At 40.8% G+C, this 14,710-nt stretch carries 15 protein-coding genes; 8 read left to right on the top strand and 7 right to left on the bottom strand.

Going from position 1 to position 14,710, the window contains the following annotated elements; genetic code table 11:
* Positions 1–4: 4 nt before the first annotated feature.
* Positions 5–724: an osmolarity response regulator transcription factor OmpR gene (ompR, locus tag P3J6_RS03025; protein ID WP_008109519.1), complete on the bottom strand. Its 720-nt coding sequence runs from the start codon at positions 722–724 to the stop codon at positions 5–7.
* A 183-nt stretch (positions 725–907) separates the two neighbouring features.
* Here ompR and greB point away from each other — a divergent pair, with 183 nt between their 5' ends.
* The 4 genes from greB to P3J6_RS03005 all read left to right on the top strand — a co-directional run bounded on the left by greB (position 908) and on the right by P3J6_RS03005 (position 4,931).
* On the top strand, positions 908–1,381 hold the full coding sequence (gene greB / locus P3J6_RS03020) for a transcription elongation factor GreB (RefSeq protein WP_010392431.1): 474 nt from the start codon (positions 908–910) through the stop codon (positions 1,379–1,381).
* Between the two features lie 124 nt (positions 1,382–1,505).
* Positions 1,506–1,811: a hypothetical protein gene (locus P3J6_RS03015; protein ID WP_198522202.1), complete on the top strand. Its 306-nt coding sequence runs from the start codon at positions 1,506–1,508 to the stop codon at positions 1,809–1,811.
* Between the two features lie 60 nt (positions 1,812–1,871).
* Positions 1,872–2,450, top strand: coding sequence for a CBS domain-containing protein (locus P3J6_RS03010; RefSeq protein WP_138608328.1), 579 nt, complete (start codon positions 1,872–1,874; stop codon positions 2,448–2,450).
* 156 nt (positions 2,451–2,606) lie between these two features.
* The gene (locus tag P3J6_RS03005; RefSeq protein WP_198522201.1) at positions 2,607–4,931 is read left to right on the top strand and encodes a Tex family protein; all 2,325 of its coding nucleotides are present in this window, start codon (positions 2,607–2,609) and stop codon (positions 4,929–4,931) included.
* Positions 4,932–4,992: 61 nt separating this feature from the next.
* Here the strand turns inward: P3J6_RS03005 and P3J6_RS03000 are convergent, their stop codons facing one another.
* From P3J6_RS03000 to bioH, 3 genes are all read right to left on the bottom strand, one after another.
* Positions 4,993–5,850, bottom strand: coding sequence for a putative metalloprotease CJM1_0395 family protein (locus P3J6_RS03000; protein ID WP_010392423.1), 858 nt, complete (start codon positions 5,848–5,850; stop codon positions 4,993–4,995).
* A gap of 6 nt (positions 5,851–5,856) precedes the next feature.
* Positions 5,857–6,165, bottom strand: coding sequence for a hypothetical protein (locus tag P3J6_RS02995; RefSeq protein WP_008112879.1), 309 nt, complete (start codon positions 6,163–6,165; stop codon positions 5,857–5,859).
* A 92-nt stretch (positions 6,166–6,257) separates the two neighbouring features.
* Positions 6,258–6,995 (bottom strand): pimeloyl-ACP methyl ester esterase BioH, encoded by a 738-nt coding sequence (gene bioH / locus P3J6_RS02990; RefSeq protein ID WP_198522200.1) that lies wholly within the window; start codon positions 6,993–6,995, stop codon positions 6,258–6,260.
* Positions 6,996–7,070: 75 nt separating this feature from the next.
* On the opposite strand from bioH, the gene P3J6_RS02985 reads away from it, so the two are divergent.
* Positions 7,071–7,748 carry a ComF family protein gene (locus P3J6_RS02985; RefSeq protein ID WP_198522199.1) on the top strand — a complete coding sequence of 226 codons (678 nt, stop codon included), beginning with the start codon at positions 7,071–7,073 and terminating at the stop codon, positions 7,746–7,748.
* A 6-nt stretch (positions 7,749–7,754) separates the two neighbouring features.
* Here P3J6_RS02985 and P3J6_RS02980 read toward each other — a convergent pair whose 3' ends face one another.
* Positions 7,755–10,304: a M14 metallopeptidase family protein gene (locus tag P3J6_RS02980; protein WP_198522198.1), complete on the bottom strand. Its 2,550-nt coding sequence runs from the start codon at positions 10,302–10,304 to the stop codon at positions 7,755–7,757.
* A gap of 146 nt (positions 10,305–10,450) precedes the next feature.
* On the opposite strand from P3J6_RS02980, the gene nfuA reads away from it, so the two are divergent.
* The gene (gene nfuA / locus P3J6_RS02975; RefSeq protein WP_008465569.1) at positions 10,451–11,026 is read left to right on the top strand and encodes a Fe-S biogenesis protein NfuA; all 576 of its coding nucleotides are present in this window, start codon (positions 10,451–10,453) and stop codon (positions 11,024–11,026) included.
* Positions 11,027–11,039: 13 nt separating this feature from the next.
* Positions 11,040–11,309: a hypothetical protein gene (locus tag P3J6_RS02970; RefSeq protein WP_008465571.1), complete on the top strand. Its 270-nt coding sequence runs from the start codon at positions 11,040–11,042 to the stop codon at positions 11,307–11,309.
* An 18-nt stretch (positions 11,310–11,327) separates the two neighbouring features.
* Here the strand turns inward: P3J6_RS02970 and P3J6_RS02965 are convergent, their stop codons facing one another.
* Positions 11,328–12,662 carry an MATE family efflux transporter gene (locus P3J6_RS02965; RefSeq protein WP_232735462.1) on the bottom strand — a complete coding sequence of 445 codons (1,335 nt, stop codon included), beginning with the start codon at positions 12,660–12,662 and terminating at the stop codon, positions 11,328–11,330.
* Between P3J6_RS02965 and P3J6_RS02960 the strand changes: the two genes are divergently transcribed.
* On the top strand, positions 12,642–13,667 hold the full coding sequence (locus P3J6_RS02960) for a polysaccharide deacetylase family protein (protein ID WP_198522197.1): 1,026 nt from the start codon (positions 12,642–12,644) through the stop codon (positions 13,665–13,667). The genes P3J6_RS02965 and P3J6_RS02960 overlap by 21 nt on opposite strands.
* A gap of 3 nt (positions 13,668–13,670) precedes the next feature.
* Here the strand turns inward: P3J6_RS02960 and P3J6_RS02955 are convergent, their stop codons facing one another.
* Entirely contained in the window at positions 13,671–14,702 is a 1,032-nt protein-coding gene (locus P3J6_RS02955) for a protein-glutamate methylesterase/protein-glutamine glutaminase (RefSeq protein ID WP_138608340.1), read from the bottom strand.
* Between the last annotated feature and the right edge of the window lie 8 nt (positions 14,703–14,710).

The following is a 14,710-nucleotide window of genomic DNA, read 5'->3' as shown; positions in this document are numbered from 1 at the left end:
ATGATTACTTTTCACCGTCAGGAACAAATACATAACCTAAACCCCATACCGTTTGAATATAGCGTGGGTTAGCGGCATCGACTTCGATCATCCTACGAAGACGTGATACTTGAACATCAATACTGCGCTCAAGCGCACTGTAGTCTCGCCCTCTAGCTAAGTTCATTAATTTATCACGACTTAATGGCTCACGCGGATGAGACACTAACGCTTTTAGCACCGCAAATTCACCACTAGTGAGTGACACCGTGTTATCGCCTTCACTCATTTCGCGGGTGGCTAAATTTAGGGTAAATTTACCAAACGCAATTAAGTTCTCCTGCGCTGAAGGCGCCCCTGGTACTTCTTTTGATTGGCGACGTAAAATAGCTTTTATACGTGCTAATAGCTCGCGAGGGTTAAATGGTTTCGGAATATAATCGTCAGCGCCGAGTTCTAGGCCAATAATGCGGTCTACTTCATCACCTTTGGCGGTAAGCATAACAATAGGGATTTGGTTTTCTTTTTGGCGTAAACGTCTACAAATAGAAAGCCCATCTTCGCCGGGCAGCATTAAATCAAGCACCATTAGATGAAAGTTTTCACGCTCAATTAGTCTATCCATTTGCTCTGAATCCGCAGCTGTTCTGACAATAAACCCTTGCTCTACCAAGTAGCGTTCCAGCAAACTACGCAAACGTTTATCGTCATCAACCACCAATACTTTTACTGTCTCTTGTCCCATAATTTGTTGCTTATTTTTATAATTTATTAATCGTTAATATAAATGAAAAACTTAATAATAAAAAACTAATTAAGTGCTTAGATTGTTACTGAACATTTCAAATTCATTGATAGCTATTTTATCTCGACAAGCTGCCTTTATTTTAATACCTTGCCACACATGAAGATTAAACAAGAACTCAGCGTGAAAACAAATTTAATTACTCGCGAAGGTTATTTACAATTGCAGCAAGAACATGATCATCTTTGGAATGAAAAACGCCCAGAAGTAACTAAAATAGTGAGCTGGGCTGCTAGTCTAGGTGATCGCTCTGAAAACGCAGACTATCAGTACAACAAACGTTTACTACGCCAAATTGACCGTCGTGTTCGCTATTTACGAAAACGCATCCCCGATCTAAAAATTGTTGACTACTCACCCGTACAAGACGGCAAAGTTTTTTTTGGAGCGTGGGTAGAAATAGAAAACGAGGCCGGTGAGTGTAAAAATTTTAGAATTGTCGGCCCCGATGAAATTTATGATCGCAACGACTATATTTCTATCGATTCACCAATGGCGCGAGCGCTATTAAAAAAACAAGTAGACGATGATTTTGAGGTCATGACTCCTCAAGGTGCTAAGCAGTGGTACGTAAATAACATTACCTATCAAAAATGACATCGCTTAGTTTTGATTCAGATCACATTAACTTTTTATTGTTTATATTATCTGAGTAAGCTATAACTAAAGTTACTCAAGTAATGTTGTATTAACTTGAGAGTAGTTAATTAAGGTCACCATTATGTCAAACATAACAGCGCGCATATTACAAAATGCTCTCGTGTTTGCACTCTTCATGAGTGTGAGTTTGACATTGCATGGCGCACCTAAAAATAACAAACTTGATGCTGGTTTTGCTCCAGCTGAATTTATTGTTTGTGACTCCCCTGACCAAGCAAACCTCGACACCGATATAGATTCTCTTGATGGTGTTATTGCGCTTAGAGAAATCCAACCACTTCCTTTAGCGTTTTTCTTTCATTATGAAAGTCGATTTTTAGCCACTGCCTACAGTAATGCAAACCCGCGAGCGCCACCCGTTATTTAATTTAATAACTTGCTTTTAAACATTATTAAATTTTTATAACTATTTATTTAGGTGGATATTATGTCTAACTTTAAAGAACTCCGTACCCAAGACATTTCGCATGGCACTATTGCTGATACTTTTACTAATGAGGCTGTGATTGATTTAACCTCTCCAGCAACACGTATAGTAACTAGCTTTACTCAAACAAGTCCTATGCGCGCAGCGTTTGATACAACCATTGAACAAGCATCAAAACAGTTAAATGCTCAGCCCTCTGATTTTATTTTAGTGACTGACGAACAACAAAAACTAATTGGTATTGTCGCAAGTGCTGATTTACAAAGCTCAAAAATCATGATTTTATCGCAGCGTTTAGGCTTGCCTCGTAGTGAAATTAGCTTACGCTATTTAATGACACCGCTGAGTAATTTAATGGGTGTAAGTATGAAAAGCTTAAGCTATTCATGTATCGGTGATGCACTGCAAACTATGGAGCATCATGGCGCTATGTTTATATTAGTTACTGCGGCTAATAATGAAATAAGTGGTTTAATTTCAGCACGCGATATAGCACGTAAGCTGCAAATTCCTGTTCATATTAGCCCAATAGCGCACACATTTAGTGAAGTACTCGAAAGTGTAGAGCACCCTCACTAAATCCGCTTTTTATTGCCCCAGCAATGGCATCTTAAAGCAAGTAAAATAGCTTGCTTTAAGAGCTTTTTATTACCCTCCCCTGTGATATTATTCAAGACATTGACGCATCAGTTAACTTTTTAGCTGGTCTTATTTTTTGTATTAAAAGGTTTTTGCATGAGCGATATCTCTGCACGTTTAGCAACGGAGCTAAATGCACAGCAGCAACAAGTGGTTGCAGCAACAAAGTTACTTGATGAAGGCGCAACCGTCCCCTTTATTGCCCGTTACAGAAAAGAAGTGACCGGTGGATTAGATGACACCCAACTACGCCTTCTAGAACAACGTTTATCTTATTTGCGTGAACTTGAAGAGCGTCGTGGATTTATCCTGTCGACGATAGAATCACAAAATAAGCTTAGTGCTGAATTAGCGGCTGATATTAAAGCTGCACAAAGTAAAACCGAACTAGAAGACTTATATTTACCTTATAAAGCAAAGCGCCGCACTAAAGGTCAAATAGCTATTGAAGCCGGTTTAGAACCACTAGCTGATGCGTTATTTAACGATCCAATGCTTGACCCAGACACTGAGGCTGCAAAATTTATTAATGCCGAAAAAGCGATTGTCGATACTAAAGCAGCGCTTGATGGTGCTAAGTTTATTTTGATGGAGCGCTTTGCTGAAGACGCTAAATTACTCGCTAAATTTAGAAGTCATATTAGTCAAAATGGAGCGATTGAAAGTAAACTTATTGATGGCCAAGAACAAGCCGGGGCTAAATACCGAGACTACTTTGAACATCAAGAACCATTAAAAAAAGTCCCCTCGCATCGAGCATTAGCCATGCTAAGAGCACGTAATGAAGGTATTTTACAGTTAACTATTAATCCTGAGCCTAACGCTGAAAACCCAGCGCAATTGTGTGCACAGATGATCAGCGATCATTACCGCCTAGATATTAAAAACAAACCTGCCAGCGCTTGGTTATTAACTGTGGTGCAATGGGCGTGGAAAATTAAGCTTGGATTACATCTAGAAAATGAATTTTTAGCCGCAATGCGTGAAAAGGCCGAAACCGGTGCCATTGATGTATTTGCTAAAAACTTAAAAGACTTATTGATGGCAGCCCCTGCAGGTCCTCGTACTACGTTAGGCTTAGATCCTGGTTTACGTACCGGTTGTAAAATTGCCGTGGTTGATAGCACAGGTAAGCTGCTTGCTACCCAAACGATTTTTCCACATGCACCACAAAATCATTGGGATAAATCATTACGCACGCTCGAGCAATTATGTCGCCAGCATAAAGTTGAGCTCATTGCGATTGGTAACGGTACCGCTTCTCGCGAATCAGATAAACTAGTTGGCGAACTTATCAAAGCCAATACTGAGCTTAAACTAAATAAAATCATGGTCAGTGAGGCCGGCGCTTCGGTTTACTCTGCTTCTGAATTCGCTGCTAATGAATTTCCAGATTTAGATGTATCTTTACGTGGTGCCGTATCTATTGCACGTCGCCTTCAAGATCCATTGGCTGAATTGGTTAAAATAGAGCCTAAGTCTATTGGTGTAGGCCAATATCAACATGATGTATCACAAAGCCAACTAGGACAAAGCCTAATCTCAGTGGTAGAAGACTGTGTAAACAGTGTAGGTGTTGATTTAAATATGGCCTCTGTACCTTTGCTTGCACGTGTCTCTGGTTTAAACAAAACCTTAGCGCAAAATATTGTAAGCTACCGTGATACAAATGGGTCATTTACAAAACGTAGTCAGTTGAAAAAAGTAGAACGCTTAGGGCCAAAAGCATTTGAACAAGCAGCCGGCTTTTTACGCATTAACAATGGCAGCGATCCACTAGACAACTCATCAGTTCACCCTGAAGCATACCCTATCGTTAAGCGTATTTGTGAGCACAATCAGGTAGACGTAAATAACCTCATTGGTAACAAAGAGTTTTTAAATAAGCTCGCTGCAAATGACTATATTGACGATAAATTTGGTCTGCCTACCGTGACCGATATTATTAGCGAACTTGATAAGCCGGGTCGCGATCCGCGCCCTGAATTTAAAACTGCTGAGTTTAAAGCAGGCGTTGAAAAAATTAGTGATTTAAAACCAGGAATGATTTTAGAAGGCGTGGTATCGAACGTAGCTAATTTTGGCGCATTTGTGGATGTTGGCGTACATCAAGATGGATTAGTGCATATTTCGGCTATTACTAATAAGTTTATTTCAGACCCACGAGAAGTGGTTAAAGCTGGTGACATCGTTAAAGTGAAAGTGGTTGAAGTTGACGCTGCACGTAAACGTATTAGCTTTACCATGCGCCTAGATGACGAGATAGACACTAGCAATAAAGCTGCCCCTGCGGCGGTGCAAAAGCCACGTGGCAACAATGCAAACCAATCGCGAGCGCCCAAACCTAAGCGCGACACAGGCAATGCCATGATGGGAAATGCGTTTGCTGATGCCTTTGCCAATGCAAAAGTGAAAAAATAAAATGACCCCATAAAAAACCGCTTAGGCGGTTTTTTTATGGCTATTAAATATAAGGTTTAGTTTAAATTTGTGCTGAGAATTGGCTTTGAGTCGCAGGTGATGTGGCCAGTTGATAAAAACTAGCAATGCGCCCAGCACGCGCTTCTACTTCAACATCACGCGATTGCTCTTCGCTTTTAGCAGTTTTTACTTCTGAACTTTCACTGTTAGAAAACGACGCACTGACTCTGCTTTTATCTTCGCTGCTATCTTCGTCATCAGCTGAAGCTAACTCAGCTTGTGCTGCGGCTATCTTTTGAGTGGCATCTGCCGCAATTGCCCTATCGGCACCTGAAGGCTCAGCCGGCGCGAGTGCTGCAGCACGTACCGTTTGCATTTTATCAATAGTTGCTTGAGGGTCGCCATTGATAACCCCAACATCTATCGGTACTTCACCACCTACCGCATAGTTAGTACCATCGGGCCCTCTTTGATATTCGTAGCTAGGAGAGCCCGCATATTGTCCACCCACAGCGGCATGCGCTTGCTCATGTGTTCGTACTTCAGTGTCGCGCGCTTTGAGTTCTTTAATTTGCTGTAATTCTTGCTCAAGTTGCAGTTCTTCTTGCTCACTAACTTCTTCTGCAGCTTGTTGTTTTTCTTGCTCGGCATTATCTTGATCGCTATCTGCATTGCCTTCGCGTTGCGCAATCGTTTTATCGTCTGCAATTTTGCCACTCGCATTGTAGGTTGAGCTGTCGCTATTTCCTGGCAGTTTGGCTTTTTCTGCATCACTTTGAGCTTTGTTTTCGGTGCTACCAGCGGTGTTCGCAGCGGCTGGGGGAATGACTTCACGTAGCTGGTTGTCACGCCGAGCAGTCTCCGTATAAACATTTGCGGTGTTTATATTAATAGACGGAAACGGCGTGACGATATTCATGAGAAATTACACTTTAATATCAACTAAAGTGCCTAATACGTCATCTGCAGTTTGGATAGATTGCGTATTTGCCTTAGCATTAAACTCTTCAACTTTTAAGTTTACTAACGCATCATCAATTCGTGCAGGTTGAGATACTGGCGCGGTGACTGCTTCTTCAGGGCGAGCGGCCGTTAATTGACGTTGCTGCGCTAGTTGAGAGTCGTCTTGCTGCTCTATGCTGGCACGATTAATCTCAGCGCTGGCTTTTTCAATTCCTTGGCTGGCTCTATTAAACCCTTCAACACCACTATTGAATACAGATCCTATTGGCATAATAATAAACCTCCAGCAAATAAATATTGTTTAATTATCGCTCAAAAATCACGCAAAATAAAGCTTTAAACCGCAGTAATCATGGCTTTGCTTCAAAGCATTGATTTAACGGCAGATAAAAATTCACTTTTATGAGAAATAAAAGGCGCATGTGATGCTTTGTCTATCACTTCGTACTCAAAGTCAGCATTAAGTACCACCATTTTCTCAATGGCCCGATAAGGAACGAGAGAGTCTAAGCGTCCAAAAATGCCGCGAATAGTCACTGGGCATTGAGCAAATAATTCGCGTAAATCTTCATTTTGCAATATGTCTAGCCCAGCACTTAAAGCCTCGTTATTCGGAGGCGGTGACTGACTCAATAACTGCTTTAACTGTTTTACATCATCGCGAGCCGACTCACTGCCCATTGCCTGAATTGCTAAAAAGCGCTCTATCGTTTTTGAACGCTCTTGCAACAACTGCTCTTTGAACTGTGTTAATACTTTCGGCTTAATGCCGGCCCATGGTAATTGCTCTGCAAAAAAGGGCGTTGAGGCAACTAAAATGACTTTTGATACTTTTTCTGGCCAATGTTTGGCAATATAAATAGCAAACAACCCACCTAAAGACCACCCCATTAGTAACGACTGTGGCTTTAACTGCTCACTCACCTGCTTTGCAGCATCGTGTAATGTATATGGGCTTAAAGAGGCGTTATTATCACCATAACCGGGTAAATCCAAACAGCGCACTTTACCTGAATATAAAAACTCTAATTCTGGTTTTATTAACTGCCACACACCTTGGCTCATTCCCCAACCATGTAACAACACACATTCATTTTGCATATTTGCCTAACCTTAACCAAACTTGAGTTCTATGATAGCGCTTTAAAAGGAGTTTGTAATGAGGATCATCAGCGAATGAAACTCAGCCTAAGTGATTGGCTATTCCCCTCTTACTGTGTGTTATGTCAAAGTCAGATTCATAGCTCAATGGGACTGTGTCAATTTTGTTTAGATGACTTGCCATTGCTAGATTTGGCCGAGCATGACAATTTATTTTACCGCCCTGATATTGTAGAAATGTTTCCTAACTGCAACTTTGAAAAGCTGTTCGCCTGTGCTTTTTACCAGCCCCCTTTTGATTTATGGTTAAAGCAGCTTAAATTTAATAATCAAATCCATTATAAAAAAGCACTACAGCAAGTCATAAAAAAACAACTTAGGGTTTTTATGACTAAACACCCTGTAGCTGTTGATGCATTTATTATTTTACCTTTACATAAAGCGCGCTTTTTAACGCGTGGGTTTAATCAGGTAACCCAAGTATGGCAGCCCTGCTTAGGGTCAAATAAAGTATTAAATAATGCGTTACTTCGCCATAAATACACCTCGGCACAATCACAATTAAGCAAAGCTAAAAGAGTTAAAAATTTACAACAGGCTTTTTCATGCAAAATTAATTTAGAGGGAAAAACGGTAGTAATTATCGATGATATTATGACTACAGGAGCAACTCTTAATGCAGCCACCTTATCGTTAAAAGAAGCCGGCGCTAAACACGTATGGGCATTTACCACGTGCTTAACGCCACTTTAGGGCGTGTTAGTTTCCACTCACGCGAAAGGTGTGACCAAAAAATAAAGCATTACTTAATAATCGGCTGGTACCATACCAGTACCCTCTAAATACAGGGTTATCTGTCATCGCAATAACACTACCTCGACCATAAGAGTGTGCCATTAACGCTGCCCCACCAGCCACTTGCTCTACATTTATTGCATCAGTAAAACCAGCAAGTAGCGGCTGCTGTGTGTAGGTAAGTATATTTACAAATGGTGCTTGCGAGGCTTCAAGTAGCCAAGTACTATTTTTAAATACGGGTAGTGTGTCACGCTTAAATGAAAACATTAGTGGGTGAGTTGTATCTACCTTGGTATTAAATATCGCACCTGCAATACGCTGACGACCTGCTAGGTGGTCTTTGTCTGCATACTTTAAACCTTGAGTATCAAATGCACTAGCCACATCTCTACGCGATAAGTAGCTTGCTTTTAATAGCTGTTGATCGGCTAAAAACTTAGCTCCGCCTTTGTGCCCCCAAATAACACCACCTTTCCTTACCCAGCTTTTTATAGCAACTTTATCGGAATCAGATAAAGTAGAATAATTACCATGTGGCAACACAATATGGCTGTAATTACTGAGCTCTAAAGACGCTAAACGCTCCATTTCAACAATGGTTGGCGCTACACCCACAAAACGGTCTAGGTAGTACCACACTTCACCCGCTTCATATTGGCTCACGCCTTTACCACCAACCAATAACACCTTAGGTGCAGAAACCACAGCCATAGAGCGAGACCCTAAATCAGCACCTTTACTAGTTAAACCGGTAGTAATTGGTTTAACTTCAATCCCAAACTGGCTTTGTGCTTGGTTTAACTTTGTCACCCAGTTGGTGTCAGTTTGAAGTCCTGCTGGAATAATAATACTACCTGCGTCAAAGTTTACTTCTGCATTGGTTGATACTGCTGTTAATGGTTTTAATGCAACACGAGCTTTAATGCCTTGCTGTAACAGACTATTGAGCATTTTTGGGGCTTGCATGTCATTCCATGCAAATCCATAGGCGTAATTGTTAGTCAGTGACGCTAACTCTGGCTGCTTTGGTTTTTGCCAAGCTGTTTTTTCTACCTCTAATCCCCAGCGGCTGTTTACTTTAGCAAATGGTAAATTAAACGCATGCGCCAATGTCCAACCCGACACATCGTAAAAGGTGTTATCGGCAAAGTTTTGTTGCTCACTAAAAATAGCTTTAACTAATCGATATTGTGGTTGCGCAAGCGGCACAAAATAACTATTAGCGGTAAAGTTTTTTCCCTCAGCTTTTAGCCCTTCTTTCACTGGGTAGGCATTAATTTGATGTTGTTTAAGTATGCTTAAAAAATCGTTAGTACGGGTATGATCTTCATCTGCTTGAACAATATAGCCTTGATAGTCTTCATCTTTGGCAAGCTCAACTGCTTTGTTATAAAAGTTAGCTTGGTACTCTAGCAAAGCTTGGCGGTTATCAATTGCCGCTTTAAACGTTGATAAGCTCGTTAACAGTTGGTTTTTAATCGTAAACGCAAAAGTTAGCGTGCCATTAATCGTTTCTTGAATATGGCCACGAGAACTTGCTTGTTCAAATAAAATACCCACACCACCATTTACATCGGGGTAGGTAGAGCCTTTACCATAATAAAAGTCATCAAAGCTTTCTTCGGTGAAGTATAACGCGTTGTTTTCATCTAATGTTTTAGCGTGATAATTTGCAATCGCTTTGGTTAGACTTACATTTTCTTCAGGGGTAATTGGGTGTTTACGACTTGGGATACCCGGTTGAAAAAAGTAGCTACTATTTGGCCCCATTTCATGAAAGTCAGTTAAAATATTAGGCTTCCAATAATGAAACTTAGCAATCCTTGCGCGCGACTCTGGGTGCTGTAACAGCAACCAATCACGGTTTAAATCAAACCAATAATGGTTTGTTCGGCTGCTTGGCCAGCTCTCTACATGCTCTCGGGTTTGCGGATCTGACGATAAGTTCATTCCACGATTACTATTAGCCCAATTTGCAAAACGTGCTAGTCCATCGGGGTTAAGTGACGGGTCGAGTAAAATAACCGTGTTGTTAAGTAGCTCATTTATTTCATTCCCTTGCGCTGCCGCTAAATAATAAGCGACCAGTAAAGCTGCATTACTACCTGATGATTCATTCCCATGAACACTGTAACCCATCCATACAACACTTGGCTGCTCCGCTGTCTTATTGTTTGAATTGTTTAGGCGAGCTAAGTGCGCTTGGCGAGTTTTTTCTATATTTTTTAATTTGTTAGCCGCAGTAATCGTTAGCATAACTAACGGGCGCTGCTCATGAGTACGACCTATTACTTCAAAATTAATTCGATCGCTTTTTTGAGCTAAAATTTCCATGTAGCGAACAAGTTGGTCATGTCTCACATGCCACTCACCCACTTGATAACCCAACACCTCTTGAGGTGTTGGTATGGTAGAATCGAATTCAACCTGTTTCTCAAAATAATAAGACAGGGGCTTTGCCATACTTGAAAAACTGGCTAGCACCACCACTATTGTTAATATGAAGCGCATATAAATCACTCTAAAAATGTTTGTTAATTGCACGCTACCATTGCTTAAAATAGATGCCAACTTTTTACGCTCAACACTAGCCGCAACACGATGAGCGGAGTATGATATGCAGTATCCGAGTAATTTAGTCAAGTATAGACGGTATTATGATTTCTATTTCCGAAACAGCGCAAGCGCATTTTGCTAAGCTATTAGCAGATCAATCTCAACAAACGAATATTCGTGTGTTTGTTGTTAACCCTGGTACATCACAAGCTGAATGTGGTGTTTCTTATTGTCCAGAAGACGCGGTAGAAGAGAGCGATATTCGCCTAAATTTTAACGGCTTTGATGCGGTTGTTGATGCTGAAAGCGCGCCTTTTTTAGCCGAAGCTGAAATTGATTTTGTTACCGACAAAATGGGCACACAGTTAACTCTTAAAGCACCTAATGCTAAAGCACGTAAACTAGGTGAAGATGCCAGCTTGAATGAGCGTGTGCAGCACATGCTAGAAACTGAAGTAAACCCACAACTTGCCAACCATGGCGGCCAAGTTAGCTTGGTAGAGATCACTGCAGCTGGTGTTGCTGTACTTCAGTTTGGTGGTGGTTGTAATGGGTGTTCTATGATCGATGTCACACTAAAAGAAGGCATTGAAAAAGAAATGATTGCTAAGTTTGATGAAATCACCGGTGTGTCTGACATTACCGATCATGAAGCAGGCGAGCATTCTTACTACTAAGCATTAATTCATTATGCTAAAGCCACTTATTTACCGCTTAGGGAGCGACCCTAAGTTGAGTTTAAAGCGCTTTTTTCGCGGGCTAGCACTGTTTGTGCTAGCCGTGATATTTATCGCTGTGGGCTATTACAGCCATTACAGTTTGCAAGTTATCGGCTTGGTTATTTTAGCCCCCGCTTTATTTTTTGCTTTTTGGGGCTATGCGGGTATTTTTGCTAACCGCTTTTCTCAAGTATTAAAAAATATCCCTTCCAAAAATAACGACCCCGACCTTTGGAAGTAACGGTTTATATCAATTCGCTTATTTAAGTAATTGATTGTTAGCTTTTAATTGTTGATATTTAACGATAAGCGTAACGCCTCGCATAAGCATAAAACAACTCATAGCTAACCATAACCCATTATTTTGCCAATCCTGAAATAGCCAAAACACCCCAAAAAAACCTACAATCGCTGAAAGCAACATACTGTTTCGCATCGCTTTAGCGCGGGTCAGACCAACAAAAATACCATCGAACAAAAAACAGCTCATAGCTAAAATAGGCAATACTATTACCCAAGGTAAGTAGTGAATGGCCTCGTCAATAACCTCTGGTACATTCGTTAATAGCTTAATAATACTACTGCCAAATACTATAAAAAACACACTATATAAAATGCCAAATAACATGCCCCAAAATACACTGATTTTTACCCATAGCCTTATCTTCTCGACACTTTGTTGACCTTTAGCTTGACCTACTTTGGCCTCACTTGCATAGGCAATTCCATCAAGTGCAAAGCTAACTAACATTAAAAAATTGAGTAGGACGGCATTGGCGGCCAGTGTGGTTTCACCTAGGCGAGCAGCATAAAAGGTCATAAAGCTAAAGCATAACTGCAGCACTAAAGAACGAATAAAAATATCGCGGTTTAAGCTCAGAAGTCCTGCCATTTTTTCCACACTAAACCAATTTGCTACAGCCAAACTCATACCATGCTTTTTAGCAAGTTGAGCCACTAGCAATAAAGCAAACACAAGTGCAATATAGTCAGCGATAAGTGATGCCCACGCAGCCCCAGCAACCGCCCAATCAAGGTACATTACAAAATAAATATCGAGCACAATATTAGTAATGTTAGTGACTAACAGTAAATAAAATGGCCCTCGTCCATAATGCACGCCCAACATCCAGCCTAGTAAAACTAAATTACATAGCGCTGCAGGGGCGCTAAAAATACGAATACTAAAATAGCGATAGGCTTCATTGAGCACATCACTATTGGCAGCAGATAAATAGGCAATAGAGTGTTTTATAAGGGGGGATAATAAAATCAGAATTAAAGCTACGCTACTGGCCAATAACAAACTGCGTTTGAGTAAGGCTGCCAGCTGAGTTAAATCATTTTGACCATAAGCCTGCGCCACCAGCCCAGTGGTACTCATTCTTAAAAATCCAGCGAGCCAAAATAAAATAGAGATCACAGTTGAACCCAAAGCAATACCGGCTAAATAATGCGCGCTCCCCAAATGACCAATCACAGCCGTATCAACAATTCCTAACAACGGGACGGTAATATTTGATAATATCATCGGACCGGCTAACAACAACAAGCTTTTATGGTGTGCTTTATTATGTATAAGAAATTGTTTCATTTAGTATTATTATTCCTGATTTGTGGTTCTTTGCGCGCGCAAGCAGCTGTTATTCTACAGTATCATCACGTCAGTGAAACCCTTCCCGCTGTCACCAGCGTGAGTGCCAATACTTTTACTAAACACTTAAATTATTTAAAAGAGCATAACTTTAACGTTATTCCATTAAATGAGCTGATTAGTGCATTACAACAAGGTAAGGCTTTAGAGAACAAAACAATCGCGATTACCTTTGATGATGGTTACAACAATAATTACGACCAAGCTGCCCCTATCCTAGAGAAGTTTGGCTATCCGTACACTATTTTTGTAAACCCAAAACTCATTGATGAACAGGCGGGTTACATTATGGGGTGGGATAAGCTCAGAGAACTTGCTAAAAAAGGAGCGCTTATTGCTAATCATAGTGCCGAGCATAACTACCTACATAAAAAGCGCAAGAATGAAACGCCTAGCCAATGGCGCGAACGCACTAAAAAAGACATTCTTAGTTCTCAACAGCGCATCAAAGAGGAAATAGGTCACGATTATAAATATCTTGCCTATCCATACGGAGAGTTTAACAATCAACTGCAAGCACTCGTCACTGAATTAGGTTTTATTGGTATTGGCCAACACTCAGGAGCCGTTAATCAACACTCTGACTTTAGCCGCTTACCGCGCTTCCCTGCCTCTGGTTTTTATAGCAAGCTAGAGACGTTAATTACCAAGATAAATTCGACTGCCTTTACTATTAATAAGCTAACCTATGAAGATAGTGTAACTTCACAAAATCCACCATCACTCACTATAAAACTTAAGACAGACGACTTTCATAAGAGTCAATTTGCCTGTTATGTATCAAGCGTTGGTCAAGCTAATTTAGATTGGTTAGACGATAATACAGTTGAGGTAACATCGCCAAAGCAGCTTAATAAAGGCCGCTCACGCTTTAATTGTACCGCTCCGTCAATAAAACAAGCTGGCAGTTATTATTGGTTTTCGCAGCCTTGGGTGATCAACTAAGCTTTACTTTTTTATAACTTGATTTAATAACCGCTGGGTCATTTTCTCCAGCGGTACCACTTCATTTGCTGCCCCCATATCAATAGCAGCTTTAGGCATACCCCATACCACTGACGAAAACTCATCTTGCGCAAGCGTGTATGCTCCTTGTTGCTTTAATGCGAGTAATCCCTTTGCACCATCACTTCCCATACCGGTTAATAGTGTGGCAACAATATGTTTTGCACCAATTTCCAGTAATGAGTCAAATAAAACATCCACCGCGGGTTTATGTCTATTAACAGCTTCTCCATCATCAAGCTGACAATACAAAGCACTACCTTGTTTATTAATTCGTAAATGAAGCCCACCTGGGGCTATATAAGCGCAACCTGCTAGCAATTTATCACCTTGCTGGGCTTCTTTTACGTTAATAGTACAAGTACGCTGCATCCGCTCTGCAAATGAGGTGCTGAATACGGGAGGAATATGCTGAGTAATTACAATTGGAGGACAATTTTTGGGCATACGTATAAGCACTTCTTTTATCGCCTCGGTTCCCCCTGTTGACGCACCAATCGCTATCACTTTATTTACTAAAAATTCGGCATTAGTGGGGATAGGCTCTGCTACAGTACTATTTTTTTTGTGGCCTCGAACTCGCGCACTGGCCGCTACTCTTACTTTTTGCTGAACAATATCAGCATATTGGCTCATTTGTTGTTTAACATTAACTACTGGCTTTGCAATAAAATCAACCGCCCCCAGTTCAAGCGCTTCAAGGGTGATAGGTGAGCCTTTTTGAGTAAGAGTGGAAATCATTACTACGGGCATAGGCCTTAAGCGCATTAAGTTTTTTAAAAAGCTAATGCCGTCCATTTTTGGCATTTCAACATCCAGTGTTAGTACATCCGGATTATGCTTTTTGATCATCTCTCTGGCTTCGTATGGGTCTTGTGCACAGCCCACTACCACAATGTCTTTTGCCTGTTGCAGTATCTCTGTCAGTAATTGCCTGATCAGTGCCGAGTCATCAATTATTAATACTCTAATCATAGCCATCC

It is taken from the genome of Pseudoalteromonas sp. 3J6, from assembly GCF_903995135.1.
In the GTDB taxonomy this organism is placed as follows: Bacteria; Pseudomonadota; Gammaproteobacteria; order Enterobacterales; family Alteromonadaceae; genus Pseudoalteromonas.
The sequence above is the reverse complement of the archived record's forward strand: the minus strand, read 5'-3'. Positions and strand labels throughout refer to the sequence as shown.

Bases quoted from the DNA above. Each gene is read 5' to 3' on its own strand.
- ompR (WP_008109519.1), bottom strand. From the start codon at position 724: ATGGGACAAGAGACAGTAAAAGTATTGGTGGTTGATGACGATAAACGT.
- P3J6_RS03015 (WP_198522202.1), top strand. From the start codon at position 1,506: ATGTCAAACATAACAGCGCGCATATTACAAAATGCTCTCGTGTTTGCA.
- P3J6_RS03010 (WP_138608328.1), top strand. From the start codon at position 1,872: ATGTCTAACTTTAAAGAACTCCGTACCCAAGACATTTCGCATGGCACT.
- P3J6_RS03005 (WP_198522201.1), top strand. From the start codon at position 2,607: ATGAGCGATATCTCTGCACGTTTAGCAACGGAGCTAAATGCACAGCAG.
- P3J6_RS03000 (WP_010392423.1), bottom strand. From the start codon at position 5,850: ATGAATATCGTCACGCCGTTTCCGTCTATTAATATAAACACCGCAAAT.
- P3J6_RS02995 (WP_008112879.1), bottom strand. From the start codon at position 6,165: ATGCCAATAGGATCTGTATTCAATAGTGGTGTTGAAGGGTTTAATAGA.
- bioH (WP_198522200.1), bottom strand. From the start codon at position 6,995: ATGCAAAATGAATGTGTGTTGTTACATGGTTGGGGAATGAGCCAAGGT.
- P3J6_RS02985 (WP_198522199.1), top strand. From the start codon at position 7,071: ATGAAACTCAGCCTAAGTGATTGGCTATTCCCCTCTTACTGTGTGTTA.
- P3J6_RS02980 (WP_198522198.1), bottom strand. From the start codon at position 10,304: ATGCGCTTCATATTAACAATAGTGGTGGTGCTAGCCAGTTTTTCAAGT.
- nfuA (WP_008465569.1), top strand. From the start codon at position 10,451: ATGATTTCTATTTCCGAAACAGCGCAAGCGCATTTTGCTAAGCTATTA.
- P3J6_RS02970 (WP_008465571.1), top strand. From the start codon at position 11,040: ATGCTAAAGCCACTTATTTACCGCTTAGGGAGCGACCCTAAGTTGAGT.
- P3J6_RS02960 (WP_198522197.1), top strand. From the start codon at position 12,642: ATGTATAAGAAATTGTTTCATTTAGTATTATTATTCCTGATTTGTGGT.
- P3J6_RS02965 (WP_232735462.1), bottom strand. From the start codon at position 12,662: ATGAAACAATTTCTTATACATAATAAAGCACACCATAAAAGCTTGTTG.
- P3J6_RS02955 (WP_138608340.1), bottom strand. From the start codon at position 14,702: ATGATTAGAGTATTAATAATTGATGACTCGGCACTGATCAGGCAATTA.